Source organism: Acidisarcina sp. (assembly GCA_035539175.1).
Classification (GTDB): Bacteria; Acidobacteriota; Terriglobia; order Terriglobales; family Acidobacteriaceae; genus JANXZS01.
The window spans coordinates 409656-436592 of record DATLIY010000008.1; the positions used below are offsets into that span (position 1 = coordinate 409656).

Genomic DNA, 26937 nt, shown 5'->3' on the forward strand with positions numbered 1-26937 from the left:
GCCAAAAGCAAGGAAAAGACTCATGCCCGACAAGACAAAGAAGCCGGATGCGGAAGTCAGGCAGCACAACGTGGAACATCCCGTTCTCAGCGGAGCAGGCTCCAGAAAGATTCGCATTCTGGGCGTACCGCTCGATCTTGGACAATCGCGGCGGGGCGTGGATATGGGCCCCTCCGCAATGCGCGTCGCCGGAATGCAGACCCATCTGGAAGAACTGGGGCACGTCGTCGAGGACGGCGGCAACATCTCCGTTGCCCTCGCGGAAACCAAGCATGCCGGAGACAGGAGCGCCCGCTACCTGAAGGAGATCACCGAGACCTGCACCAACGCCGCCGAGCGCGTGCTGAAGACATTGGAAGAAGGCATCACACCGCTTGCGCTCGGAGGAGATCATTCAATCGCGGTTGGCACAGTCTCGGGCGTGGCGGAGTTCTATCGCCGCAGGCAGCAGAAGATCGGACTCATCTGGATCGACGCCCACACCGACATCAACACGCCAGACACCTCTCCCAGCGGCAATGTGCATGGCATGCCGCTCGCCGCGTTAATGGGACTGGGGCCAGCCCCGCTGAAGAACATCTTCGGATTTTCGCCCAAGGTGGATCCAAAGAATACCGTGCTGGTTGGCATCCGCGACGTGGACGCAACCGAGAAAGCAAATATTCAGCGTGCCGGAATCACGGCGGTTTACACCATGCGCGACATCGACGAGCGAGGCATGCGCACCGTGATGGAGGATGCCATTCGCACAGCCAAGAACGGCACCGCGGGATACCATGTCTCGCTCGACATGGACTGGGTGGATCCGGAAGACGCTCCCGGAGTAGGTACTCCCGTGCGCGGTGGTTCAACCTATCGCGAAGCGCACCTGGCGATGGAGATCCTCGCCGATGACGGCGGCATGCTCAGCTTCGAAGTCGTCGAAGTCAACCCCGTGATCGACGAACACAACCGCACCGCCGATCTTGCGGTAGAACTCGCCTCCTCCGCCTTCGGCAAGAAAATTCTTTAAATAAGGGCGAGTTAACCCCCTGGGACGACAACGAAGGTATGGCGCGATTCGCGTTATGAAGCAGATCCTTCGCTTCGCTCAGGATGACAAAGCTAAATGAGGCTCAGAACGACAACACTGAATGGGGCTCAGGTTGACAAAATAAATGAGGCTCAGGATGACAAAACTTGGCCGCCGCTCCGTTAGGGTTAACAGGCCCTGGCGCAGGCGGGTATCCTGAAAGGTGATTGAAAGGCCAGACGCAATCCCAGACACACTTCCAGACGCACTCTCGAAGACCCCTCCGCGGAAGAGTTTCCTCCGATCTTTTCTCCGTCCTTCGATCCGCCCGCGGTCTCTTCTCCGATGGCTTGTCATCGGTGTCGTCCTTCTCTGGTCGCTCGCCGCACTGACGCTTCTGGCCGCCCGCTGGATTGACCCGCCGACAACCGCGGTACACATTCAGCGCCGCGTGCAGGCATGGATGCACGACACGCCATATCGCGAACGCTACCGATTCATTCCGCTCAGCCAGATCTCGCCCGACCTTCAGCACGCGGTGATCGCCGCGGAGGATGGGCGCTTCTACCAGCATCATGGGTTCGATTGGCACGCGATCCAACTCGCGGCGCAGGAAGATATGGAAGGCGGCCGCATTCGCGGAGGTTCCACCCTCACGCAGCAGCTTGTCAAAAACCTGTTCTTCGGGACCAGCCGCTCTTTTCTCCGCAAGGGTGCGGAGTTCACCCTGGTGCCGATAGCTGAATTCGTCCTCGGCAAGCAGCGCATTCTGGAGCTGTACCTCAACGTGGTCGAATGGGGCCCTGGCGTTTACGGCGCAGAGTCGGCGTGCCGTTACTACGACGGAACCGCGGCCCGGAATATCGGCCGGCAACAGTCGGCACGGCTCGCCGCAATTCTGCCGGCTCCCCTGAAGCGACGGCCCGAACGCATGAATAGCTACAGCGCAGTCATCCTTCGACGGATGCGCCAAGTCGGCTGGTAACGCAGGTCGGCTGGTAAAGATGTAAGCCCATGCGCCTGTTCCGCAATTCGCACATGGGATAGGTTCGTCCTCCCAGCCCCTGCACTTACAATGGAACACGACCATGAAAAAGCTACGTGTGGGTGTGTTGTTTGGCGGGCGCAGCGGCGAGCATGAGGTTTCCCTGCTCTCGGCCGCCTCGGTTTTGAAGGCAATCGACAAGAGAAAGTTCGACGTCGTTCCCATTGGCATTACAAAACAAGGCAACTGGGTTACCGGTTCGGACGCAGAGCGCCTGCTGAGCAGCGGCACGCTGACTGCCGCTCCCGAACAACTGACCGCGCAGCCGGAAGCTGCTACAGCAAAGGCCCTGCCGGCAGAGGATCCCACCCCGGCGCCCACAGCAATGCTGGCGCGCGGAGAGGCGGTGATCGTGCCTCCGGTGCCCTCCCCAAACTCGCTGGTACCCTTTGAGACCGCCGCGCAGCCCCTTCCCAGGGAGGCGCTGCGCCTCGACGTCATCTTCCCTGTGCTGCACGGGACGTTTGGCGAAGACGGCACCATTCAAGGTCTCTTTGAACTTGCCGGCATCGCCTACGTTGGCTCGGGGGTCCTCGGCTCCTCCACCGGCATGGACAAGGACGTAATGAAGAAGCTCTTCGCCTTCTCCGGCTTGCCCATGGTGAAGCATGTCTCGCTGCTGCGCGCGGAGTGGCAGGCGAGCCCGCGCAAGACCGTGGCGCGCATTGAGGCGGCGTTGAAGTATCCGCTGTTCGTGAAGCCTGCAAACCTTGGATCGTCGGTCGGCATCAGCAAGGCGCACAACCGTAAGGAGCTTGGTCCGGCGCTGGATCTTGCCGCCAGGTTCGACCGCAAGATTGTTGTGGAGCAAGGCGTTGGCGGCGCACGGCGGCGGGCCCGCGAAATCGAAGTCGCTGTGCTGGGCAACGATAAGCCGCAGGCATCCGTCGTTGGTGAAATTGTGCCCGGCAAAGAGTTCTACGATTACGAGGCGAAGTATCTGAGCGAAGGCTCGGTTCCGATTATTCCGGCGAAGCTGACGCGCCAGCAGACCAGGCAGATCCAGCAAATGGCGGTTGCCGCCTTTCAAGCCTGCGACTGTGCGGGCCTGGCGCGCGTCGACTTCCTGATGGACCCCGGCGCAGGTCAGCGCATCTATGTAAACGAGCTCAACACGCTGCCGGGCTTTACCCCGATCAGCATGTACCCCAAGCTGTGGGCGGCCTCCGGCATCGACTATAAGACGCTGATTACCCGATTGATCGAGCTTGCAATGGAGCGCCACCGGGAAAGGGAGCAGAACTCCTACAGCGTTTAGGCTTTGCAGTAGGATGGACACAATACGCCGTGAGGGATGGAGGAATTACCGTGACATTGCTCGATGCACCGCAGTACGACCTGGCCCGCGCACATCGCCGCCGCAATCTCTGGATCGGTGCCGCCGTGACGGTGGTTGTGCTCGCCTTCCTCACCTTCTGGTTCTGGAACTGGCCCGCGGAGCACCGCGTCAATCGATTCTTTGAGGCCGTTGAGGCAAAGGACATGGTAAAGGCCTACGGCATCTGGAACAACGACGCGAACTGGCAGCAGCATCCGCAGCAGTACTCGAATTACAAGTACGGAACGTTTCTGGTGGATTGGGGAACGTCGAGCGACTGGGGCCAGATCACGAGCCACCGCATTGTTATGTCGAAGCACACCGGCTCCGGCACAGTCATCGGCGTGGAACTGAACAAGAGGAAGACGCTGACGTTCCTATGGGTCGAGGGCAAGACAAAGCAGATCGGCTTCTCACCGGTCGAGCTGGAATACTGAGCGCAACCAACCAGGGGGCTAGTGAGTCGGCTGACTCGCTAGCCCCCCTGATTCGTTGACTTCCCGACTCGCTGATTCTCTAACTTAACTTGCTGGCTCGCTGACCTGTTGAAGAGCTGCCAGGGTCTTCTCCAGGCTCGCGGAGTCCTCTACATGCAGGCACTTCTGGCTGCGGTCAATCTGGCGCATCAGTCCGCTTAGCACCTTGCCTGGACCCACCTCCACGAAGAAGTCCGGCTGCTCACGAATGAGCAACTGGACCGACTCCACCCACAGCACAGCACCCGTCACCTGGCGAATCAGCGCATCGCGTGCCGCCTCGGCATCCCGAATCAGCCTCGCATCCACGTTTCCGACAATCGGTGTCCCGGGATCGGCAAAGTCGAAGGCGCGCAGCAGCACCGCCAGCCGGTCCTGTGCCGGCTGCATCAGCGCGCAGTGGAAGGGCGCGCTCACCGGCAGCATGACGGCCCGCTTGGCGCCGCGCTCCTTCGCCAGAGCAGCGGCGCGTTCGACTCCCGCTACCGCGCCGGAGATCACGGTCTGCTCCAACGAGTTCCTGTTCGCGGCGGAGACCACGGATTTTGTTTCCGCGGCAGCATCTTCACATGCCTTCACCACGTCTGCCTCGGGCATGCCAAGAATCGCGGCCATGGCTCCCTGCCCCGCAGGCACGGCTTCCTGCATGTAACGGCCACGGTTACGAACGGTGCGGACAGCATCGGCAAAGCTCGTCGTCTGTGCCGCCACGTTGGCGGAGTATTCGCCCAGCGAGTGTCCCGCCACATAGCCTGGCGTCACTCCATGGCTGGCGAGCACCTTCAGCGCGGCAATCGAAACGGTAAAGATCGCAGGCTGGGTAAACTCGGTGAGCCGCAACTGCTCCTCCGGCCCCTCAAAGCAGAGCTTTGACAGGCTGAATCCAAGAGCCTCATCCGCCTCCTCGAAGACCTGGCGGGCGATGGGGAATTTTTCATAGAGATCGCGGCCCATGCCAACGGACTGCGAGCCCTGTCCGGGAAAAAGAAATGCTAGCTTTTGTGTTGTCATGCTGGTGCTATTCAATGGGAGAATCCCAAAGGATGCAAGCGGGTGCTTGCGTTAGAGGTCCTGGGACAGACCATCGTTCGCGGCCAGGACACGCGGGCGGCTGCCAAACTCGCGCTCGATGTCCTCGCTGATGCCGGACTGGGCAAACTCTGCAGCGACGCGAATACCGTTGTAGATCGCGCGGTCATTCGAGGAGCCGTGTCCGACCACGCAGACACCGCGAACCCCCAGCAGTGGCGCTCCGCCATACTCCGTGTAATCCAGCCGCTTCTTGAAGTCGTTGAATGCCCGGCGAGACAGCATCGCTCCCACCTGCGCCTTGACAGTGGAGTTGAGGGACTCCCGCAACAGCTCACGAACCAGCTTGCCGATCCCTTCCGAGACCTTCAAGGCAACATTGCCCACAAATCCATCACATACGATGACGTCGCAATTGCCATTGAAGATATCCCGCCCTTCGACATTGCCCACAAATTGGATAGGGAGCGATTTGAGCAGCGGGAAGGCCTCGCGGGTCAGGTCATTGCCTTTGCCCTCCTCCTCTCCGATGGAGAGGAGTCCAACCCGGGGACGACGAATCTTGAGGACGCGACGGGCATACATCTCGCCCATCACAGCGAACTGCTCCAGATTCTGGGGCTTACAGTCCACGTTCGCACCGACGTCCAGCAGAACGCAGGGAGAGCCGGTTGTGGTTGGCATAACGGTAGCCAGGGCCGGACGATCGACTCCCTGGATCGCACCGAGAACCATCTTGGCGCAGGCCATCGCCGCCCCGGTATTGCCGGCGGTCAGAAATCCACCCGCCGTCTTCTCCCGGACCAGCCGCAGCCCCACGCGCATGGAGCTGTCGCGCTTTTGGCGAACGGCAAGCGCTGCCTTCTCACCCATGCCAATGATTTCGCTGGCGTGATGGATGACGATCGGCAGTTCTTCGCCCTGGAGATAGGCAGAGAGAGCAGGGCGCAGCTCCTCCTCACGCCCTACCAGGTGCACACGCACCGGCAATTGGCGGCAGGCCATGATAGCGCCGCGGATTTCGGGGTCCGGGGCCTTGTCCGAACCCATTGCGTCTAGAGCAATATCCGTCAGCATCGGGGTCTGGTGCAGTTACTTCGCTTCCTTGACTTCGAGGACTTCGCGTCCCTTGTAGGTGCCGCACTTGGGGCAGGCACGGTGGGGCAGCTTGCGCTCATGGCAATTCGGGCATTCAGCCAGGCCAATGGCAGTAAGGGCATCGTGTGCACGACGCTTGGAGGTGCGGGCCTTGGAGTGGCGCCGTTTTGGATTAGGCATTGCAGATTCCTTTCATACGCCCGCAGCGGATCCCGATTCCTTCGCAGAGGTTTGCCCTGACACGTTATGCCAAGTCCAGGATCGAGGCGGTACGCCTGATTCTCTAAAGTTTTATCCGGCTGCGAAGGTCTGAGAGCGCCGTCCACCGCGGATCGGACTTGTTCTCGTCGCAGGTGCACGTCTCAGTATTCAGATTGATACCGCAGCGCGGGCAAAGTCCCTTGCAGTCCGGGCGGCAAAGCGTCTTCGCGGGCAGGGATAAAAGCACCTGTTCCCGGAGAACATCTTCAAGCTCCAGACCACTCCCCTGATAATAACCGATTTCCGTCTCGGATGTGGTAATGGAACGCTCGGCAGCCTCACCATCGGCACCTGTAGGGCGGAAGATGAGGTCAAAATCCTCTTTGAGGTCATAGTTCACCGGCTCCACGCAGCGGGCGCAGGGCACCTCAAAGTGGCCCTCGTAGTTGGCGCGAAGGCGGATGTCCGACACGACGTCCCGGGGCCCACGATGCTCCTGCAGCAGATCTGCCCGGCCGGAAACCTGAAAAGGGCCAAGCTGCTTTACATCCGAACCGTATTCAATCGCGCCTGGTTGCAGGATCTCGTCAAACTCAAGCGGCTCCCGTTCCAGATCGACCACTGTAATCAACATGGCAAAGCCTCTCCCAGGGCAAACGGGCCTCCGGTGGAAGATCCCCCGATCGGTCCTTCTTGCAGATTAAGGAGCACGCCGCCGCGCGTCAAACAGGCGGGCGGCGATCCGGCCTCCATTTCGCCCTCTACCGCGGGTCTTTCTACTCCCCCGATTGCCACTCCCCGGATTGAAAGATGCGTATCCCGGCGACGCCCGCCGCTCCCGCCTCGATGCAGGCAGCGGCGTTCTGGCGCGTGACACCGCCCAGCGCAAAAACCGGCATCGTTCCGGCGGCCCGGCAGGCTGCCTGCAGTGCCGCCAGGCCGACGCCGGGGAGAAATCCGGTACTGGAAGCTGAATGGCCCGGATCGGGGCGCAGCACCTTACCGAAGACCGGGGCGAAAAGGGCCATCGTTGCGCCAGCATCACGCGCCCGCTCTACATCCCCGACGGAATGGCAGGCAACGCTGACGATAGGCGGCTTACGGGTGCACCCGTCATAGAGACGCCGCAATTCGGCCGGGGTCAAGGCGCCCGTGCCCGGAAGATGAACGCCGTCCGCACCAGCGGCAAGCGCTACATCCGTGCGACGATTGATCAGAATTTTTGTGGGTGAATCGGGATTCACTCCGGCCTGCGCCTCGCGCACGGCAGCGATGATTCGGCGGGCAAGGATCTCCAGCGCGCCGGAGGATAACTGCGGTTCGCGGATCTGGATCACCTCCACTCCACCGGCAGCCCACTGTGAGGCGAGAGCTACGAGCGCATCGCCAGCGGTGTTGGCGTCCGGGGAGAGACTCATGGTGTCCGTGATGGCGTAAAGCCTCATGGAACGAGTGTACGGCGGAAGAAACAGCAAGACAGGTTCAAAACGGCAGGTTCAAAACGGAGGAGAGCCTTTGTCATCCAGAGCGACCCGCCCATTGCTTGTCATCCTGAGCGAGGCGAAGGACCTGTTTCCCTGCCCCGTATCGAAGAACGGGAGCGCCGCGCCACGAAACTGAAAGACGCGGAGGAGGCGGGCACAAAACCCGGCTCCTCCGCGTCTTTTCTATCGATAGCTGCGCTGGTAGGTATGCGACAGGCGGTCGTGCCAGCCGAGGCCGTCTTCATCAAACATTGCCCAGGCAAACCCCATGCCCAGCGTGCAGGCTGAGAGGAAAAGGGCCGCGATGCGATGCTGCATCTGGCGCCGCCCGGGATTCTCATCTTCAAATGTGCAGAGTGCAATGCGGGCATACCGCATCCCCGGAGTGCTCTCCGAGAAGGTGAAGAACAGGAATTGATACAGCAGGAAGAAAAAGACCAGAGCGCCAGCGGCAGCGATGAGAGCGGGCTTGCCGGTAGGAGGATGAGCCGTGCAGGCCACAAAGACAGCCACGAATGCCAGGAAGGCCAGGCTGGCAAGGGATACATCCACCAACCCCGCCATGAGGCGGTCTTCGAGGGGAGCCGCGTTCAAAGGCAGGTCCCGGTAATTTGCGAGTTGAGGATCGGGCTCGCGATCCTCTGCCGCGTCCAGGCGGATAGAGGACCACTCCGGCATCACGTGCTCGACCTCTGGAGTTGTCGAAATAGCCTCGGAGTCGACCTCGAAAATTCTTAGCTGCGGCGCTTCCGCCTGAGTCTCCTCGCGGAGAGGGCCTTCCGCAAGCCGGGGCCGTGCCTTGCGCGGAGCGACCAGTTCGCGGGGAAACTCGATCAGATTTCCGGCAATAGGCTCGACCGGCTCGATGGTCGCCTCTGCAAAGAGGTCGATGCCGCGATCCATGGTTTCGTTTTTGTGCGCGGCCGCAGAGACACCAGATTGAAGCGCCCCAGTCTCACGTGCCCCAGCTTCACGTACACCAGTTTCGCGTGCCCGAGCTTCACGCACTCCAGTTTCGCGCACCGCAGTCTCGCGCACTGCAGCAGTGGTCGCCGCAGGGGCACTGGGTTTTGCTGCAACCGCTGCAGGCGGCTCTGGAATCAGTTCCTTCTCCATGCCGTCCAGGACAGCCTGTGCAGCGGCCCTCGCTTCGCGCGCAGCAGCTTCCGCAACACGAGCAGCGGTATGAGCCTCCTGCGCCAGCAGTTCGCTGTAGGAGGGAGCCTTGGCATAGCGGGCCGCAACGCGAGCAGCCACCTGGGCAGAGCGAGACGCGCCTCCTTCCGCCTCCAGTGGGAGGCTGGCTTGCTCCTCAGCCTTGTAAGTACGCCGTGTGCGATGTGCGGCCAGCCGCTCGTTCACCTCTTGCTTCCACGACGGGACCGCCTCTGGGGAATCCGACCGCAAACTTGAAGTAGTACTCAACTGAAATCCTCATTTTCCTGGAGATCCCTGCACGCGCCATTCGGCCCGCGACGAAACTCCGTGCGTCTCTTGATGGTTGTCGTCAGTGGCGAGGATAGGAGGTAGCGGACGGACGGGCTCCCACTCATTGGCACTGCTCCAATAAGGGCGAGAGTACGTACTTGATTTGAAGCCAGAGCGATGAGCGTTCCTCCGCTGGACCTCGGCTCTTTGATATCCTAGCCTCGCCCCAGGTGATGAACATCCACACCTTTTTGTGTATCACGCTGTTGTTCCTGTGTCATCCGCTGCTTTGGTCGCAGCAGTTAACGAAGGAGTTTCCCCAGAGCACCGCTGGGACAACAACCTCCGCAGACGCCCCCGGCCAGCCGCAGGAAAACGCAGACGCGACCCCTCTCCCTGACGCCCCCAGCGCCAGCCACATCCCTGTTGCCGAACCTGAAGCCGTCGGCCCCACAGGAGTGCCGGTGCGCATCCGCGCCAACGAGCAAAAGAAGCAGGGAGACAACTGGTCGCTCACCGGCGAGGTGGTCATCGAGTATCGCGACTACATCCTGCGTGCCGACCGCATCCACTACAACGCCGAAACCGAACAGGCAGAGGCGGAAGGGCATGTGCAGGTGGAAGGCGGACCGGACGACGAGCTGATCAACGCCAGCCACGGTACCGTCAATTTCGATCAGCAGACCGGGCATTTCTATGACGTGATTGGAACCATAGGGGTCCGCCACTCGGGACACAAATCGGTCTATACCAGCGCCAATCCCTTTCTTTTTACCGGTAAAGAGGTCATCAAGACAGGGCCGCGCGGCTATAGGGTTATCGACGGCTCCATGACCTCTTGCCGTCTGCCCAAGCCGGATTGGCGCCTGCTGGCAAAAGAGATCTCCGTGGAAGAGGACCAGGCGCGAGCCGTCAACACCACATTTCGTCTGCTCGGCATCCCCGTTTTTTTCCTGCCATACGTTACGCATCCGGTGAGCACCACCGGGCGGCAGAGCGGATTTCTGATTCCTACGTTTGGAACCTCCACGACGAAGGGCACCATCCTCGGCGAATCCATCTTCTGGGCCATCAACCGCAACACGGATCTGACGCTGGGGTCGGAGTACTACAGCAAGCGCGGATGGGCGCCGAACGGGCAATTCCGCTACCGGGGATTTGATCGGAACTTCTTCACGCTGCGCTTTCACTCCATGCTGGATCGATCGCCAGAGATCAAGAATCAAGGCGGACTCGACATGATGGTGAGCGGCCGGCGCGATTTCAGCGAGCACAGCCGTGCCGTCACCAACATCGAATACCTCAGCTCCTACATTTACCGCCAGGCATTTACGGAGACCTTCGCCAACGCGGTGAACTCGGAAGTGAAGTCGAACTCCTTCCTGGTGCACTCCAGCAACGGCCGCAGCGCGAGCGTAAATTTCGACCGCTATCAAAGCTTCCAGAGTACGGCACCGGGAGACGAGATCCGAATCCTGCATCTCCCCAGCCTCCGGTATGAAGCCGTAGACGAGCCGCTTGGACGCACGCCCTTCTACTGGGGACTGACGACCTCGCTGGCCGGGCTGTCGCGCGCAGAGCCCAGCTTCCAGACCTCGCACGAGGTAGGCCGGCTGGATATTTATCCGCACGTCTCGCTCCCCATGCATTTTGATGGATGGACCCTCAGACCCCAGGTGGGGATACGAAACACCTTTTACTCCAAGAGCCAACGGCCGGGCACAGTTCCAACGGAGCGCGGCGCAACCCTGAATCGCCTGGACCTGGAAGCCGGAATGGAAATTCGTCCGCCGGTATTGGAGCGGGATTTTACCTCGGGATGGCTGGTGAGCGCGCTCCACCGCGAGATTCGGCACACGATTGAGCCCGTCGTGCAGTACAACTTTGTCGGCGGCATCGACAATTTCCACTCCACCCTGCGCTTTGACGACACCGACATAGCCAGCGACACCAACGAAGTAGCCTATTCGCTGACGCAGCGATTCTTTACCCGCACCACGACCAGCACACCATGCGCCCCTGCCACCGGGAAGGATCCCGGGACAAATCCAGAGAACTGCGGCCAAAGCTCGCGCGAATGGATCACGTGGAAGGTGGGGCAGAAATACTTCATCGATCCCAACTTCGGCGGCGCGCTTACGCCGGGCCAGAGAAACCTGCTGGCGACGACGCTCGATCTGACAGGAGTCGCCTTCCTTGTGTATCCGCGCGATATCTCGCCGGTCATCTCGCGGCTGAGAGCGCGCACTACCGAGCACACAGATCTGGAATGGGATCTCGACTACGACACGCGCGCCGGACGCGTCGAATCGAGCAACATCTTTGCCGACTACCGCTCGGGGAATCTTGTCGCCGGCGTCGGGCATGCACGGCTCAACGCGCCGGAACAGGCAAACGTGATCCCCGGAAAGGCAACTCCGCGAAACACGACCTCAGGCTATGCAACCTCAGGAAATGCGGCCTCAGGATCGGTGGCGACGGTATCCAACTTCAACCAGCTTCGAGTCTTTGCAGGCTATGGAAGCCTTGCCCGCAAGGGACTGAACCTGGCAGGAAACATGGGCTATGACTTCGCCCAGAATGCACTGGAGTATGTAGGCGCGCAGACTACCTACAACTGGGATTGCTGCGGTCTCAGCTTCGAGTACAACCGCTTTGCGCTTGGTTCGGTACGCACGGAAAACCAGTATCGCTTCAACTTCTCGCTAGCCGGCGTGGGCACGGCAGGAAATCTGCGGCGTGCGGAACGGCTCTTCTAGCGTGGCGCCTTCAAAGTTCGCAGCATCCTGCAAGGGTGCCTGGGGTAGATAATCAGCACAGCACGCATTCCTTGAGGTAGTCATGAGCCATCGTTCTTCGCTCCCATTGCGATTCCTTCTCTTCGTGCTCGCCGTGCTCCCCCTTGCCGCAGCCAATTCGGCGCAGGCGCAAGCCGCCACACACAACCATGCAATGTATCAGGAGTCGACCAGCCTGCCTGCGACAGAGCGCGATGCTGTAATTTCCCCCGAGGAGTTGGTCAAGCTCCTCCGCCTTCCCAAAGATCAGCAGCCTCTCATCCTCAATGTAGGACCGCATCTGCTCTATGCCCAGGCACATATTCCCGGTGCGGAGTACATCGCCGCGGGATCCAGCCCGGCAGCAAAGGAAATGCTGACGAAGCGCGTGCAGAGTCTGCCCCACGGAAGGTCCGTCGTTCTCTATTGCGGCTGCTGCCCGTGGAGCCGCTGTCCAAATATTCATCCTGCCTACGAAGCCTTGCGCTCGGCGGGTTTTACCAAGGTGAATATGCTCTACATTGCCGATAACTTTGGCGCAAACTGGGTAGACAAGGGCTACCCGATAGCGAAGGGCGAGTAAGATGCTCCGGCCGTATCGCACCTGGAGCTGGATAACGATCAGCCTCTTCTCCATTGGCCTGGGATTCGGTGTCCATGCAATCGGGCATGCCGGGGAGCATCCACGCCAGCCGCTGCCAAGCAACGCCAGCGCGAAGGCAGAGCATCCGATAGCTCCCGATTTTTCGCTCCCGGATCTAAAGGGTCGTCCTATCCGGCTGAGCAGCTTTCGCGGCAAGGTCGTCATACTGGATTACTGGGCCACATGGTGCGCTCCATGCAAGGTCGAGACTCCCCACCTGATCGAGTTGCAGAAAAAATATGGCGCGGATGGGCTGCAGATTATCGGCATCTCCATGGACGACGGGCCGGAGCCTGTGCGGACCTTCGCAAAGCAGCAGGCAATCAACTACCCCATCGCGATGGGCTCGGCGAAGGTAGCGGAAGCCTATGGCGGAGTCCTCGGTTTGCCCGTGGCCTTCCTCATCGACCGCCAGGGACGCATCCAAAAGAAGCTGGCAGGCAGTGCAGCAATGCCGTCTTTAGAAGGCGATGTTCAGAGGCTGTTACGGCAGCGTTAGAGGCTGCCGCTGTTGGGTGGGCAGCCTCGTCTACTTCTCTGCACTCGATCCGTCGAATAGCTGAAACTCGCGGATCGATGCTTCCGCAGTCGTGGAGAGCAGATTGAGTCGAACTCGTTGGACCGTGACTGGCGGAAAGATGTCGATCTTCTTATGGCCGATGGTCTGCGCTTCTACAATGCGCTTCCACGTGCCGTGATCGTAGATCTCGATCGCATACTTCTGCACTCTTTGCCCGTCGTTCAGCCACTCCATCGTCAGCGCTCGATCAAACTTCACCGGATGAGCAAATTGAACTTCCAGTGTGGCGTGGTGCGAGCCGGCGGGAGCTGTCCAGAAGGTATCGGGATCATTGTCCAGCGCCTCATCGGTCTCTCCGCGAGATTGGCGTTCGAGGGCAAGATTGTGCGAGTACAGCCGATGAATCGCCTCGCCAAATTCACGCAGGCGTGCCACGTCCGCCTGGGGAAGGCGTCCCGTGTTATCCGGTGCGAGGCCTAACAGGAGCTGGCCTCCGCGGCCTACGGTCTTGTTGTAGGTGTCCACCAGTTCGGGAACACTCTTCAGGCTGGCTTCATCGTTCGCATGCCAGAACCAGTGCAGCTTATGCAGCGGAGTATCGGCCTCGACTGGACGCCAGCGCAGATAGCCGGCACGATCCACGACGTTCCAGTTCTCGCCGCGAACGGTGCCGCTCTCATTGCCCACCCAGCGCAGATCGGCGAAACGGAAGAGGGATACATCCGCAAAGACCAGCGTATTGGGCTGATAGGTGCGCAGCTTTTCAATGATGCGCGCGAAATCATACGTACGGCCGCCGCTGCCCGCGCCATCCAGCCAGAACTCAACCAGGTCGCCATAGTTTGCCGCCAGCTCCTCCAACTGCTTGAGGTAGTACTGGTCATAGGCCTTCGCGTCGGGATAGCGAGGATCGTGGCGATCCCATGGCGAGAGATACACGCCAAACTTCAAGCCGCTTTGCCGTGCAGCATCCGAGGCTTCGCGGACCAGGTCGCCCTTTCCGTTCTTCCAGGGGCTGCTCTTCACGCTATATTCGGTTTCGGAAGATGGCCAGAGGCAGAAGCCATCGTGGTGCTTCGCCACCAGAATCGCGTATTTCGCGCCACCTGCCCGCGCAGCCTCCATCCATTGCGCGGTGTCAACGTTGGAGGGCTGGAAGACCTTTGGATCGGCGGTTCCGTCGCCCCATTCGCGATCAAGAAAGGTATTCGTGCCGAAGTGAAACAGGACTCCGATTTCCAGATCCTGCCAGGCCACTTGCTGCGGCGTCGGTTTGATGTCGGAAAAATTCTGCGAAAGAGCAGTCACTCCGCAGAGAGCGGCGAACAGCAGCGGCAATGCGCGACGAATGTGTCTGGTCATAATGTGTCTGGTTGGGTCTTGTCTCGTCAGGCCCGGCTTGTTCAGGTGCATCAAGAAATTACCCCTCTTCACGCTCACATACCATCAGGCCCGCGCAGCGGATTTACCGGCATCTCTTGCGGGAAAGCAGTGACGAGGAGCGAACATGGGCAGATCTTTCCTGCCAGGGTGCAGCGACAGCACCGCACATCGCCAGCCGCAGATCGCCAGCCGTTGTCACAAGGGCTTAAAGTGAAAGCGCGTCAAGTATATCGCAGTGACTCTGCAGGGACTGGCATCCTCGAAATAGCATGAATCCTGCCGTGCAGAGACCCCGGAAGTGGCGCGGAATGCGATAATCGTGTACATCCACGAAAGGCGGCTTGCTTGTTTCGTACCCGAATCCTTTTTTGCTCTCTGATTGCGATGCTTGCGATGCTCGCAGGCGGCTGCAGAGCGCAGACGACGAATGCGATCGACGCGCAATTGAATCGGCGCATTGAAATCCTGGTGCGCAGCCAGTTTCCCGTGCCTGCGGGCTACACCATCTCGGTTGGCGCACGCAGCAAGAGCGACTTTGCCGGCTACGACACTGTACCTGTCACCTTCCAGCGCGGCGACCATAAGAGCACGGTGAACTTCCTGCTCTCGACGGACAACAAGACCCTGGCGCGGCTGGAGAAGTTCGACATCAGCAAGGACCCGGCAGATGCAGTCTCCTATGCGAACCGGCCGGTGCGCGGGAACCCCGCGGCCAAGGTGGTGATCGTGAACTTCGACGATCTGGAGTGCCCCTACTGCGCCAAGATGCATGAGGAGCTCTTCCCCAGCCTGCTGGACCGCTACAAGGGCCTGGTCCGCGTGGTCTACAAGGATTTTCCGTTGACCGAGATCCACCCCTGGGCGATGCATGCCGCGGTAAACAGCAATTGCCTGGCGGAGCAGAGCGGCACAGCGTATTGGAACTACGTCGATTACCTGCACGCGAACGGAGCCGAGGTGAACGGCGCGCAGCGTGACCCGGAGGCGGCAAAAGCAACGCTGGATCGGCTGGCGCGGGAAGAAGGCCAGCGAAGCAAGCTGGATGCCACCAAACTGAATGCCTGCATAACCAAACAGGACGAGACGCCGGTACGCGCTTCGATGAAGGAAGGCGAGGCTCTCAGCGTGGATGGCACACCAACACTCTTTATTAACGGAGAGCGGATTGGCGGAGCGGTCCCGCCAGATGTAGTATGGGCTGCCGTAGACCGGGCGCTGGCGGGAGCGGGCATCCAGCCACCAGCACCGGCAGCAGTACAGACGAAGGAAGCAGCACCAGTCAACAAATAGCTGCTCTCCCGTAGAATACAGACTGCAAGATTTTCAGAGCCGGACGCAGAATATAGCCAAGGATTGAGCATCGCGAATCCCGCGCAGCAAAAGCTGCCAACGGATCTCTGAAGGAGAAAACTGTTGCAACCCCAATTCGATCGCACGCATAGTTTTGTTCCGCCAGCCTCTATACTTCCTCGCAAACTTCAGGGACTCGCTTCTCTCGTCGGCCTCTTCGCTCTTTGCGGAGCAGCCGGAATTGGTTGCAACCGCGCGCACTCGCCCGACGTGATGGCGACCGTGAATGGTCACGCGATTCTAAGGTCGGAGGTGGAGAAGTATTACCGCAACGGCCTTGGGGAGTCGCAGCAGGAGCCTCCGGCGGAGCAGGCGGATAATGCCCGGCTGAGCATTCTGCGGCAGTTGATGGACGATGAGATTGTGCAGCAGCGTGCGGCCAAGCTCAACCTGGTGGCAACCGACGAAGAGGTGGACGCCAAACTCGCTGAGGTTAAATCTCCGTACACACAGGAAGAATTCAATCAGCGATTGAAGGCGAAGAACATTACCATCGACGACCTGCGGCATGACCTGCGCCGCTCGCTGACGACCGACAAGCTGCTGAACAAGGAGATCAACTCCAAGATCAACATCACCGACGCCGATATCAGCAATTACTACAAAGCACACAAGGTGGAGTTCAACGACCTCGAGCCGAAATACCGGCTGTCGCAGATTGTCGTCACCTCCATACCGAGCCAGCAGGCGGTCAATCTGCAGAACTCAAAGGCTACCAACGAAGCCGAGGCACGCAAGAAGATCGAATCGCTGCATAACCGGCTGGAGAGCGGCGAGGATTTCGGTGCGCTTGCCGCGAACTTCTCCGAGCAGCCGAATACCGCCAGCAACGGCGGCGACATGGGCTTTGTACCCGAATCGCAACTGCATGCGGATGCGAACGTCTACAACAGCATCAGCAAGCTTAAGCCCGGCCAGATTACCGAGATCATGCCAATTTATGAGGGCGACGGCTCCAAGCGGATCTTCGGTTATGCCATCTACAAGCTCATCTCAAAGGATCCAGCCGGCCAGCGCGAACTGAACGATCCGCGCGTGCAACAGGCAATACGCCAGCAGTTGCGGGATGGCCGCGCCCAGTTGTTGAAGAATGCCTACTACGAGATGCTGCACGATCAGGCACACGTGCAGAACTACTTCGCGGAAGAGATCTTCAAGAGGTCGCAGTAGTCCGGCTGTTCCACTGACCCGGGCTGCCGGCACAATGAGGAAAGGAAGCGATTCCATGCTGCGCTTCGGCATCCTTGGCTTTGGGCATCATGCGGTGCTAAGGCTGATTCCTGCCTTTGCCGGCTCCCATGCCTGCGAATTGCGGGGGCTGTGGCGCCGCAATTCTGAAAAGGCACAGGAGAACGCCCGAGCCTTCGGGATTCCTCGCGTTTTTGCCACACCCACTGACTTATGCGCCTCTGCGGAGATTGACGCAGTCTTTGTGACATCGCCGGATGCGCTCCATCTGGAGCATGTCCTGCTTGCCATCCAGCATGGCAAGGCAGTGCTCTGCGAGAAGCCTCTCGGCATGAATACGGCCCAGGCGGAGGCGATGGTCAGCGCCGCACAGCAGGCTGGCGTGGTCTTCGGAGTCGCACAGAATTTCCGATATAACTCCAGCGTCCAACTGGCCCGGCAGTGGATCGCCGAAGGGCGCATCGGCAAGCCGCGACTCGCACACCTCCAATTCTGCTACGACGCCGAGCGTAGCCCCAGAGAGTGGATCTACGATCCGGCATTGGCTTGCGGCGGACCCATTGGCGACGTCGGCGTTCACTGCATCGATGCTCTCCGCTTCCTGCTCCAGGACGAGCCGATTGCAGTATCGACGATCGCCCGCAAAGACGGGCTCTCGGGAGATGTCGAATCGTCTGCCATCGTGTCCATGGAACTGGCAGGCGGAGCGATGGGCATGGTAAGCGTCACCACAAGGGCCGCCTATCGGTCTCTCTTTGCCGTCACAGGCGAGAGTGGAACGATTCTCTGCGAGAACGGATTGACGGTGGATCAGCCAGTCAACCTGGTACAGATACAAAGCGGGCGTGTCGTTGCAACGGAGCCCCTCTCCAACACCGACGCCTACAGCCAGATGCTGGATTCCTTTGCGAAGGCTGTCGCGCGGGAGGGCGCATATCTCGCTCCAGGTGAAGACGGTCTCATCAATCAGCGGTTGCTGGATGCAGCGTATGCTGCGTGGCGAACCGGTGCGCGGCAGTCGCTCGCTCGCTGAGCGAGCCCCCACGGCGCCCCTCACTCAACGATAGCCAGAGGCTGTCCGGAGGCGACCGTTGCTCCCGCCTGGACGAGAACGCGCACTACGCGTCCAGCCTTCGGCGCCTTGAGTTCATTCTGCATCTTCATCGCTTCAATCACGACGATTCCCTGCTGACCCGCGACCTCGTCTCCCTCCGCAGCCATAAGGCGCACAACGCGGCCCGGCATCGGCGCCTTGATGGAGACAGGGCCCGCGGCTGAAACACCCTTGCCAAGGCGAGATTTCAGGGAGCGGGGGTCCTCCAGCCGATACGGGTACCGATGGCCACCCAGGTGGATCGCCGACCCCGTGGCGTCCTCTTCTAACACGCAGCGATAGGCCTTTCCGTCGAGAAGGAGCGACAGCACGCCCGGGCGTAACAGACTCGCCTGCACCTCAATCTCTTTGCCGTCGAGCAGGACGCGATAGATGCCATCGTTGGGCCCCTTTTCCATTTGCACGGTTCTCAGTCTGCCCGCAAGCTCGATGTTGACCATCATGGTCGCAGGCCCTCCTGTCGGGCGATGGATTTCCATGCCGATAGTGTCGAGGCCGTGGTTGGCTCCGGCTCCGCGGCCAAGCTCTGGAAGATGGCTGCGGCAAGGGTCGCGGCCAATTCGTCGTCCTCGCGGGCTGGCTGCTGGAGCGTGTCCGTCAAGGGGCGAGACAGAAGCCGGTCAAGGGTTCCGGTATCGAAGCGGCCAGCGCGGAACTCCGGATCGTCCAGCACGGCGCGGAAGAGGCTGAGATTGGTTCGTATTCCGCAGATCGTATACTCCCCAAGTGCCCGCAGCATGCGCTGGATGGCGAGCTCGCGGGTCGGAGCATAAGCAATCAATTTCGAGAGCATCGGATCGTAGTCCATGGGCACAACCCAGCCCTCGTAGATGCCGCAATCCTCTCGAATACCAGGCCCCGATGGCTGGAGCAGTCGCGTGATTCTGCCTGGCGATGGGAAGAAGCCATTCTCCGGGTCCTCCGCGTACAGCCGGCATTCGATTGCATGGCCGCGCAGGCTCACATTCGACTGGGCAATCGGCAGCGGCTCTCCCTGGGCGATCCGGATCTGGAGTTGAACCAGGTCAAGCCCGGTCACCAGCTCCGTGACGGGATGCTCCACCTGAAGGCGAGTGTTCATCTCCAGAAAGTAGAAGTTGCCGCCCGCATCAAGGAGAAACTCGACCGTGCCGGCATTGGTATACCCAGCAGAGAGAGCCAGCCGCACTGCAGCTTCTCCCATTCGCCGCCGCAGATCCGGATCGACAACCGCCGAGGGTGCTTCTTCGAGGACCTTCTGATGGCGGCGCTGCAGAGAGCACTCTCGCTCCCCGAGATAGATGCAGTTGCCGTGCTCGTCAGCGAGTAGCTGGATCTCAATATGCCGCGGGCTCTCCACCAGCTTTTCCAGGTAGAGATCTCCGCAGGCAAAGGCCCGTTCCGCTTCACTCCTCGCGCCGCGGTAGGCCTCCGGCAACTCCAGCGGCGTAGCGACGGCGCGCATACCCTTGCCGCCTCCACCTGCAACTGCTTTGAGCATGACCGGATACCCGATGCTCTCCGCAACGCCGTATGCCTCTTCAACCGAGGCGAGCGCGGTAACCGTACCTGGGACACGAGGCAGACCTGCGGCATCCGCCGCCTGCCGCGCCCTCGTCTTGGAGCCCAGCTCCCGCATCGCCTCGGCGGCAGGCCCGATGAACTTGATGCCAGCGGCATGGCACGCCCCTGCAAAGTCCGCATTTTCCGAGAGGAATCCGTAGCCGGGATGAATGGCATCCGCACCGCATTGACGCGCGATTGCGAGAAGCAGGTCGCCGCACAGATAGGATTCGAGGGCTGGCGCGGGTCCCAGCCTGTAGGCTTCCTCCGCCTGAAGGACGTGCAGCGCGGCACGATCCGCATCCGAGTAGACGGCTACAGAGGGAATGCCGAGTTCCCGGGCAGCCCGCTGAATGCGAAGGGCAATCTCACCACGATTTGCAATCAGGATTTTGTGGATCGTCGGCACGGTGAGGAAGAATTCTACAGGAGTTTGCACCGAAATGCAGAAGCCTCCGGAGACCGGAGGCTTCTGCAGACTCTAGGAGATGGATTGCATCGAATTACTTGTTGTTGTCCATAACGATTCCGCCCGGCGTCTGTTCATTCTTCTTTTCTTCATTCGCCTTGCGGGTTCCCATCGACTTGTCGCGCCAGACTACTGCCTGGTCCAGGTCGGCCTTGCGAGCGGCATCGTTGCCACACTCAAGATCAGCCTTGCGGCGATAGGCGAGGTTGATATAGGACATTGCGTCGTCATAGGAGGGGCGGAGGTCGATCGCCTTCTGTAGATACTCAATTCCCTCGGTGACCAGCGCATTGTTCTGCTTTTGCAAGTCAGCGCAGGCGGCCTTCGGCAGTTTGGGATTGCCGTTGCCGTCATCCTGCATGCCAACGCTGGAAAGCAACTTCACCGCATTCCGGTATGCCAGGCGCCAATCGATGACACCCACCGAGTAGTGGGCCTCAGGATCGTTGGGGTCAACTTCGATGACTTTCTTCTGCCAGTCACGCGCATCGTCATACTTCTTGATATTGAAGTAAAGGGATGCGATACCCTTCAACGCGGTCAGGTCTTTCGGATCCTTGGTGAGAACCTCTTTGAATCCGTCAATGGCCAACTGGGCACTTTGCAGATTTTCAGGGGTTTCGAGATCCGGGACAACTTGTTGAGCATACGCCGTAGCCAGATAGAGCTTCGCCATAGGCAGGGTCGGATCTAGCTGTACAGCCTTCTGGAAATGGCCAATCGCCTCTTCATACTTCGCGTTCTTGTACGCTGAGACCCCTTTGTTGAGTTGGTCGCGGGCCTGAAGGCGATTGCACCCGGTCATAAAGGTCAGCAGTGACAGGACAGCCACCGCTAGCACCGGAAAACGTGCGATTCGTTTCATTCTGCTTCTCATCTCCTTCGATCGCCAGGCTGCGCCTAGCATCCTTGACGCTTACGGGCAGATAAACTATAAACTTTCCGCGCTGCGATTGTAATTGGTTTCTGCCCTCTGGCAATACCATAAGAAGAACCCAACAGAATCAGCGGCCAATTTACAACTCCCTGCCGCAGAAAACACGGCAGGGTCTTTACTGTCCAGCTTCAATCTTTGGTGTAATCAGTCCAATGTGGTCCACACCGGCACCATGGCCCATGTCGATCACTTCGGCAACGTCAGCAAAGTTCAGGTCGTCATCGCCCTTGACGAACATGACGCGTTCCGCACGGGTTGCAAAGATGGCCGTCAACTTTGACTCCAACTCTTGCTTGGCTACGTCGTCCTGATTGATCTTATAGCTCGGAGCGCCACCACCAGGACGATGAGCGATCTGAACGACAATGGTTCTGTCGTTGACCTGCTCGTTCTGGGGGTTCTTGGGCGGCTGGGGAACCAGCGCATCCAGCCCTTTCGGCGTAACCGGCGTGATGACCATGAAAATGATCAGCAGCACCAGTAGAACGTCGATCATCGGGGTGACATTGATATTGGAGTTCAGTCCACCCGGTCCAGTTCCACTTCCCATTGCCATAGGTGTATCCTCGTTTCCCGCGGCGGCTTAGATCCGCCACAATCGCGTCGCGCTATTTGGTTGTCGGTGATCCAGGAATCTGACGTTTTTCCGTGAGCAGACCAACCTGATCGACTCCCGCAGAACGAACGTTATCGATTGCTGTCGTCACCGCACCATAGTGTGCGCGTGCGTCCGCGCGAATGAAAATCTCTTTGTTCGTCTTATTTTCCAGCTTGTCACGTACTTTGCCGGTTAGATCGACAGGCGATACCTGATCCTGGCCAAGGTAAAAACGGCCATCGCGCGTAACAGCGACGACGATTGCATCTTCCTTGTCGGCATCCGGCATTGCCGTCGGATTGTTGGTCTTAGCGAGATCGACGCTGACCTTATTCTGGAGCATGGGCGTGATGACCATGAAAATGATCAGCAACACCAGCATGACGTCCACCATCGGAGTCACGTTGATATCCGAGTTGATCTTCTTTCCTTCGTTTCTCTTAACTATTGCCATGCCGCGCTCCGTAGATCGAGCTGTAAGTAGCCCTACGAATTCAACTTCGGATCTCCTGGCTCGCCTCCTGGCTGGATGGCCCTCTAAAACCATCCAGCCGAGGCGCAGGATTCCCGCTGTTGAGTGACAGAGTTTGAATGCCGCTTAGCGGCGGTGGCTCTGCTTGATGAAGTAGTCGATCAATTCGCTGGAGGAGTTATCCATTTCGACGTCAAACGCTTCCACCTTGCTGGTGAAGTAGTTGAACGTCATAACGGCGGGGATGGCGACCAGCAGGCCGAAGGCGGTGGTGACCAGAGCTTCCGAAATACCGCCGGCAACCGCGCCGATACCGGAAGTCTTCTGGGTGGCAATCGCCTGGAAGGCGTTCAAGATACCGACGACTGTTCCGAACAGACCGATAAACGGTGAGGTGGAACCGATCGTGGCCAGACCGCTGAGGCCCCTCTTCAGCTTCGCGTGAACGATGGCTTCAGAACGCTCGAGTGCGCGCTTGCTGGACTCGATCTGATCCTCGGTCACCGCTCCGCCGCTACCGTAGTTGCGGAACTCCTGCAGACCAGCGGTAACAACTTCGGCAAGGTGCGACTTCTTGTTCCGGTCAGCAACCTTGATGGCCTCGTCCAGCTTGCCTTCCTTAAGAGCACCGGCAACGCGGGGAGCGAATTCACGCGACTGCTTACGGGCGGCGCTGAAATAGAGCCAGCGGTCGATGATCACGGCCAACGACCAGATCGACATGACGAAGAGGATGATGACGACGCCCTTGGCCAGGGTGCCCATGTTGTGCCAGAGATCGAGAGGGCTGAAGCCTACCGTCTGCTGCTCCTGGAAAAACATGCCGAGAGCCGCGGGGTTTGCAACGAGGTGAGTGAGCTGAGCGAGAATCACTGATTCTTTCCTCCTAAGGAGTAACTACGTTATTCAGGTTACGCAAGAGTAGATGGAAGACCGCACCGCGTATATACCACGGAGAGGTCAGGTAGAAACAATCAACCACCAAGATTGAATACAACGTTCACCTGGGTCTCAACCTCGACCGGCTCACCATTGAGCAGGTAGGGCTTATACTTCCAGGTTCGAACAGCGTCCATTGCCGCCTGCTGCAACATGGGCGGCCCACTTACAACGTGCAAATTTTCGATGCTTCCAGTCTTTGAGATCGTCGCCTGGAGCACAACCGTTCCAGAGATGCGCGCTGCCTTTGCAATCGCCGGATACACTGGTGTGGTCTTGCTAAGCAGGTTGCCCTGCATAACACCGGAGGAGACTGCCATCTTCTTGGGAGGCGCGGCCTTAACGACCGTGGGCTTGGTCTCAATACCGCTCAGAATGCTGCCCATCGCGCCGCCACTTGCGCCCATACCTTCGCCCATGCCTGCAACACCGCCACCAACCGCCGGCGGCGCTTCAGAGCTGATCATCTTGATGGTTTTAGGAATCTTTGTTGGCGCAGTCAGAGCGTTGTTAACCATCTCCGAGACTGCCCGCACCTGGTGCACCTGGACTTGCGGGGGCGGCGGGGGTGGAGGCGGTGGGGGTGGAGGCGGTGCCACCAGCAGGGTCGCCATCGCCTGCTTCGGCAGTGCTTCTGGATAGATCAGGGGAATCAAGATCATGGTCGCAAGTACGGAACCATTCAGGACCAGGCCAACGATTGTGTAGTACTTGCTTTTCGTCTTGATTCTGCCGGTCGATTCTATCAGGCTGTCTTCAAACATGGCCTACCTCGGTGGAGCTAGCTTTGTATTTCTATATAGACACCGTGCCTACAACTTTTGATCCCGGCCCATGACGGATTCGAACTACTTTCTTTCAAAATCCGTCCGATTTTTTTTGCTTCAGGCCTTTGCGCGACGGGCAGCCGGCAACACTGCCGCTTTCCCGCGCGAAGCTCGCCAATTCTGGTACGCCACGAGCATGGGAGCAGCGACCGCAATCGAGGAATAGGTTCCGATAAGGATGCCTACCACCAAGGCGAAGGAGAAACCGTGCAGCACCTCTCCCCCGAACAGGTAGAGCGAGATAACTGTAAGGAACGTGAGCCCAGAGGTCAAGACCGTCCGGCTAAGCGTCTGATTAATGCTGCGGTTGACGACGTCTGCCAGGTTCTCGCGACGGGAGATGCGGAGATTTTCGCGGATACGGTCGAAGACGACGATCGTGTCGTTCATCGAGTAACCAATCAGGGTCAGAATGGCCGCGATCACCGTCAGGGTAATTTCCTTGTTGAACAAGCTGAAGAAGCCCACAGTGATCAGCGTGTCGTGGAAGACGGCGACGACGGCTGCCGCACCATAGATGAACTCAAACCGAAACCAGAGGTACACCAGCATGCCAGCCAGCGAATATAGGGCCGCAAGCATCGCCTGACGACGCAGCTGCGCACCTACCTGGGGGCCTACAATCTCCACATTCCGAACGGTAAACCCGGAGAGATAGCTGTCCTGCTTGAGCTGGGCAACAATCGCGGGGTCCGTCACCGAACTCAACTGGTCAATCGATCCAAGGAGCCCGCTGTGAGCCTTATCGCGATAGTCGAGCACAGCGTTCGCTGCCTGGACATAGCGCTTTTCCGAGTCTGGCGAAGTACCGAGATGCAGCGGATCTTTCTGCTGCAACAGGTCAGCAACCGCTCCACGGCTCGCGTTGTCGAGGTCGAGCTTGCCCTGATTTGCCGCTCCCGTCGGGGAGTAGTTCGTCTCCAGCGCCTGGACGATCGTTTGGCGGCCACTGTCCAACCGGGCCTCGCTGGTCTCTTTCTGGGCAAGCGCAATGATGACTTCATGGTTGGCGGCCTGGCCATATGCCTGGATACGGGCATCGTGGATGCCTGCGCGATCCGCAGTCGCGCGGATGCGGGCCAGATCAGGCTGCTGGTCAAATTTGACGTAGACCAGTGTTCCGCCGTGGAAGTCCACGCCGAGAGGAATGTGATGCCAGAAGAGCATCGACAGCACGCCGGCGATGCTGAAAACGAGCGAGAAGCCGAGGAAATACCACTTCTTCCCGAGCCAATCAATATTTACATCACGAAACAATTCCACTGAATTCCGCCTACTCCTCGAGCCGGGCCAACCCGGCCTCGTGCTCTAGATTTCTTTCTTGACGGCTTCGGCACTTCTTGGCGCTGCCTTTGCCAGCCGCGCCAATTCCTGAAAACAGGATGCCGCCGATAATCCTACTCCGCCGCGAGGACGCCTCGCCGGATGCCTGATACCAGGCATCAGATCGAGAGCGCTTCTCCCCGCGTGTGATGATTCACGTGCCAGTCAAAGATTACGCGCGAGACAAAGACCGCCGTAAAGAGGTTGGCCAGCAGACCGAAAGTGAGTGTGACAGCGAAGCCCTTGACCGGGCCACTGCCGAAGAGGAACAAGATAGCCGCCGAGACGATGGTGGTCACGTGCGTATCGATGATTGTGACCCAGGCATGCGCAAACCCCTGATCCACTGCCGCGGAGGGCGCCTTGCCCGCACGCAGTTCCTCGCGAATGCGCTCAAAGATCAGCACGTTGGAATCGACGCCCATACCAATCGTCAGGATGACTCCGGCAATTCCCGGCAGGGTCAGGGTAGACCCGCTGAAACCCATAAATCCAAGCAGGATTACAAGGTTCAGAAACAGAGCCAGATCCGCATTGATCCCCGCGCCCCGGTAATAGACGAGCATGAAGATCATGACGGCAAGCATGCCGATAATCGAAGCCAGCACGCCCTGGTGAATCGAATCCGCACCCAGCGACGGGCCAACGGTGCGCTCTTCCAGGTAGCGAATCGAAGCGGGCAGAGCGCCGGTACGCAGCATCAGCGAGAGATCGGCCGATTGCTCCTTGGTGAAACCGCCGGTAATGCGTCCCTGGTCGCGGATGGGCTGTTGAATGTTCGCCACTTCGCGCACGCGATTGTCGAGTACAACTCCAAGACGATTGCCGATATTGGCGCTGGTGAACTGATAGAAGCGCTCACCGGCTTCCCGCGTCAGGATGAAGGTGACATCCGGGCGCTGGTTCTCGTCGACCGAGGGCTGCGCATCGCGGAAGTCGCTTCCAGCTACTTCGGAGATGCGCTTGAGGATCCACACCTGGTCCGCCGTATCTCCACTGGAGACCATGCCGGAGCCGTGCATAATGACCTGATCCGGCGGGACGACTCCGCCGACAGATTGCAGCGCCGCTGCCTCATCGGGGAATGGGCCGCCCAGCACATGGTGAATCTCCAGCCGTGCCGTCGATTGAATAATCTCCTTGACGCGGCCGGGATCGTCGACGCCGGGCAGTTCGACAAGGATCTGATTCGACCCCAAACCGTATTCCTGAATGACCGGCTCGCTGACTCCCAGCTTGTCGATGCGCTCACGGATGGTCTCAATCGCCTGCTGTAGAGCGTGCTTCTGGATCGTCTGCAACTGGGAGAGCTTCATCGTGAGCGTCCAGGCGTTATCCGCGCTCGACGAGATGTCGTACTGATTGGAGTACTTTGCGTTCAGAGCGCTGCGAACGTCCCCGGCGCGGTCGGCGGGAGTCCCGAGAACCTGCACCGTCTCCGGATGCTTCGGATCGGGCTTGATAACGGAGCTGAAGGTCAGGCCCGACTGCTGCAGGTCCTGCTCGATGCGCTTCATCGTGTTATCGGTTTCGGCGTTCACGGCATCGTCCACCATCACCTGAAGAATGAGGTGAGTGCCGCCGCGAAGGTCGAGCCCCAGATGGATACGGTCGGTGAGCGCGGTCTTCCATGCCTTGCCATCTACGCCCTTGGGAATACCAAAGATGCCGAAGATGAACACAAGCAGGACTGCGAGAATCAGAAGTGCTTTGGTGCCTAGGTTCTTACTCATGGGAATCACAACCAGGGTGACCCGCCGGCGT

The 26937-nt window shown here is 59.5% G+C and carries 26 protein-coding genes; 10 read left to right on the forward strand and 16 right to left on the reverse strand.

Annotated elements, in window-relative coordinates:
• Window positions 1–22 precede the first annotated feature (22 nt).
• The 4 genes from rocF to VM554_09760 all read left to right on the forward strand — a co-directional run bounded on the left by rocF (window position 23) and on the right by VM554_09760 (window position 3812).
• The gene (rocF, locus tag VM554_09745) at window positions 23–1012 is read left to right on the forward strand and encodes an arginase (protein HVJ08655.1); all 990 of its coding nucleotides are present in this window, start codon (window positions 23–25) and stop codon (window positions 1010–1012) included.
• Between the two features lie 223 nt (window positions 1013–1235).
• Complete coding sequence (gene mtgA / locus VM554_09750; GenBank protein HVJ08656.1) at window positions 1236–1997, forward strand: monofunctional biosynthetic peptidoglycan transglycosylase; 762 nt, start codon at window positions 1236–1238, stop codon at window positions 1995–1997.
• Window positions 1998–2100: 103 nt separating this feature from the next.
• Entirely contained in the window at window positions 2101–3315 is a 1215-nt protein-coding gene (locus tag VM554_09755; GenBank protein HVJ08657.1) for a D-alanine--D-alanine ligase family protein, read from the forward strand.
• 50 nt (window positions 3316–3365) lie between these two features.
• Complete coding sequence (locus VM554_09760; protein HVJ08658.1) at window positions 3366–3812, forward strand: hypothetical protein; 447 nt, start codon at window positions 3366–3368, stop codon at window positions 3810–3812.
• Window positions 3813–3896: 84 nt separating this feature from the next.
• On the opposite strand, the gene fabD is transcribed toward VM554_09760, so the two are convergent.
• From fabD to VM554_09790, 6 genes are all read right to left on the reverse strand, one after another.
• Window positions 3897–4862: an ACP S-malonyltransferase gene (fabD, locus tag VM554_09765; GenBank protein ID HVJ08659.1), complete on the reverse strand. Its 966-nt coding sequence runs from the start codon at window positions 4860–4862 to the stop codon at window positions 3897–3899.
• Window positions 4863–4913: 51 nt separating this feature from the next.
• Window positions 4914–5957, reverse strand: a complete 1044-nt coding sequence (plsX, locus tag VM554_09770) for a phosphate acyltransferase PlsX (GenBank protein ID HVJ08660.1) — start codon at window positions 5955–5957, stop codon at window positions 4914–4916.
• A 15-nt stretch (window positions 5958–5972) separates the two neighbouring features.
• Window positions 5973–6158 (reverse strand): 50S ribosomal protein L32, encoded by a 186-nt coding sequence (gene rpmF / locus VM554_09775; protein ID HVJ08661.1) that lies wholly within the window; start codon window positions 6156–6158, stop codon window positions 5973–5975.
• A 103-nt stretch (window positions 6159–6261) separates the two neighbouring features.
• Window positions 6262–6813, reverse strand: coding sequence for a DUF177 domain-containing protein (locus VM554_09780; protein ID HVJ08662.1), 552 nt, complete (start codon window positions 6811–6813; stop codon window positions 6262–6264).
• A gap of 142 nt (window positions 6814–6955) precedes the next feature.
• Window positions 6956–7624 carry a thiamine phosphate synthase gene (locus tag VM554_09785; protein HVJ08663.1) on the reverse strand — a complete coding sequence of 223 codons (669 nt, stop codon included), beginning with the start codon at window positions 7622–7624 and terminating at the stop codon, window positions 6956–6958.
• 222 nt (window positions 7625–7846) lie between these two features.
• Window positions 7847–9088: an RDD family protein gene (locus tag VM554_09790; GenBank protein HVJ08664.1), complete on the reverse strand. Its 1242-nt coding sequence runs from the start codon at window positions 9086–9088 to the stop codon at window positions 7847–7849.
• Window positions 9089–9342: 254 nt separating this feature from the next.
• Between VM554_09790 and lptD the strand changes: the two genes are divergently transcribed.
• From lptD to VM554_09805, 3 genes are all read left to right on the forward strand, one after another.
• Window positions 9343–11850, forward strand: coding sequence for an LPS assembly protein LptD (gene lptD / locus VM554_09795; GenBank protein ID HVJ08665.1), 2508 nt, complete (start codon window positions 9343–9345; stop codon window positions 11848–11850).
• Between the two features lie 82 nt (window positions 11851–11932).
• Window positions 11933–12451, forward strand: coding sequence for a rhodanese-like domain-containing protein (locus tag VM554_09800; protein HVJ08666.1), 519 nt, complete (start codon window positions 11933–11935; stop codon window positions 12449–12451).
• A 1-nt stretch (window position 12452) separates the two neighbouring features.
• Window positions 12453–13010, forward strand: coding sequence for a TlpA disulfide reductase family protein (locus VM554_09805; protein ID HVJ08667.1), 558 nt, complete (start codon window positions 12453–12455; stop codon window positions 13008–13010).
• A gap of 30 nt (window positions 13011–13040) precedes the next feature.
• Here VM554_09805 and VM554_09810 read toward each other — a convergent pair whose 3' ends face one another.
• Window positions 13041–14393, reverse strand: coding sequence for an alpha-L-fucosidase (locus VM554_09810; protein ID HVJ08668.1), 1353 nt, complete (start codon window positions 14391–14393; stop codon window positions 13041–13043).
• 366 nt (window positions 14394–14759) lie between these two features.
• On the opposite strand from VM554_09810, the gene VM554_09815 reads away from it, so the two are divergent.
• The 3 genes from VM554_09815 (at window position 14760) to VM554_09825 (ending at window position 17985) form a co-directional block, all read left to right on the forward strand.
• Entirely contained in the window at window positions 14760–15704 is a 945-nt protein-coding gene (locus VM554_09815; GenBank protein HVJ08669.1) for a thioredoxin domain-containing protein, read from the forward strand.
• 123 nt (window positions 15705–15827) lie between these two features.
• On the forward strand, window positions 15828–16934 hold the full coding sequence (locus VM554_09820; GenBank protein ID HVJ08670.1) for a SurA N-terminal domain-containing protein: 1107 nt from the start codon (window positions 15828–15830) through the stop codon (window positions 16932–16934).
• Window positions 16935–16989: 55 nt separating this feature from the next.
• Window positions 16990–17985 (forward strand): Gfo/Idh/MocA family oxidoreductase, encoded by a 996-nt coding sequence (locus VM554_09825; protein ID HVJ08671.1) that lies wholly within the window; start codon window positions 16990–16992, stop codon window positions 17983–17985.
• Window positions 17986–18005: 20 nt separating this feature from the next.
• On the opposite strand, the gene VM554_09830 is transcribed toward VM554_09825, so the two are convergent.
• The 9 genes from VM554_09830 to secD all read right to left on the reverse strand — a co-directional run bounded on the left by VM554_09830 (window position 18006) and on the right by secD (window position 26906).
• Complete coding sequence (locus VM554_09830) at window positions 18006–18509, reverse strand: biotin/lipoyl-containing protein (protein HVJ08672.1); 504 nt, start codon at window positions 18507–18509, stop codon at window positions 18006–18008.
• Complete coding sequence (locus VM554_09835) at window positions 18506–20047, reverse strand: acetyl-CoA carboxylase biotin carboxylase subunit (protein HVJ08673.1); 1542 nt, start codon at window positions 20045–20047, stop codon at window positions 18506–18508. Before VM554_09835 ends, VM554_09830 begins: the two co-directional genes overlap by 4 nt.
• Before the next feature lie 64 nt (window positions 20048–20111).
• Window positions 20112–20942 (reverse strand): tetratricopeptide repeat protein, encoded by an 831-nt coding sequence (locus tag VM554_09840; GenBank protein HVJ08674.1) that lies wholly within the window; start codon window positions 20940–20942, stop codon window positions 20112–20114.
• Between the two features lie 187 nt (window positions 20943–21129).
• On the reverse strand, window positions 21130–21570 hold the full coding sequence (locus tag VM554_09845; protein ID HVJ08675.1) for a biopolymer transporter ExbD: 441 nt from the start codon (window positions 21568–21570) through the stop codon (window positions 21130–21132).
• A 52-nt stretch (window positions 21571–21622) separates the two neighbouring features.
• Window positions 21623–22066, reverse strand: coding sequence for an ExbD/TolR family protein (locus VM554_09850; GenBank protein ID HVJ08676.1), 444 nt, complete (start codon window positions 22064–22066; stop codon window positions 21623–21625).
• A 144-nt stretch (window positions 22067–22210) separates the two neighbouring features.
• A complete protein-coding gene (locus VM554_09855; GenBank protein HVJ08677.1) occupies window positions 22211–22957 on the reverse strand; it encodes a MotA/TolQ/ExbB proton channel family protein in 747 nt (248 codons plus the stop codon).
• Window positions 22958–23058: 101 nt separating this feature from the next.
• Window positions 23059–23787: an energy transducer TonB gene (locus tag VM554_09860; protein HVJ08678.1), complete on the reverse strand. Its 729-nt coding sequence runs from the start codon at window positions 23785–23787 to the stop codon at window positions 23059–23061.
• Between the two features lie 120 nt (window positions 23788–23907).
• The gene (gene secF / locus VM554_09865) at window positions 23908–25113 is read right to left on the reverse strand and encodes a protein translocase subunit SecF (protein HVJ08679.1); all 1206 of its coding nucleotides are present in this window, start codon (window positions 25111–25113) and stop codon (window positions 23908–23910) included.
• Between the two features lie 179 nt (window positions 25114–25292).
• Entirely contained in the window at window positions 25293–26906 is a 1614-nt protein-coding gene (gene secD, locus VM554_09870; protein ID HVJ08680.1) for a protein translocase subunit SecD, read from the reverse strand.
• Between the last annotated feature and the right edge of the window lie 31 nt (window positions 26907–26937).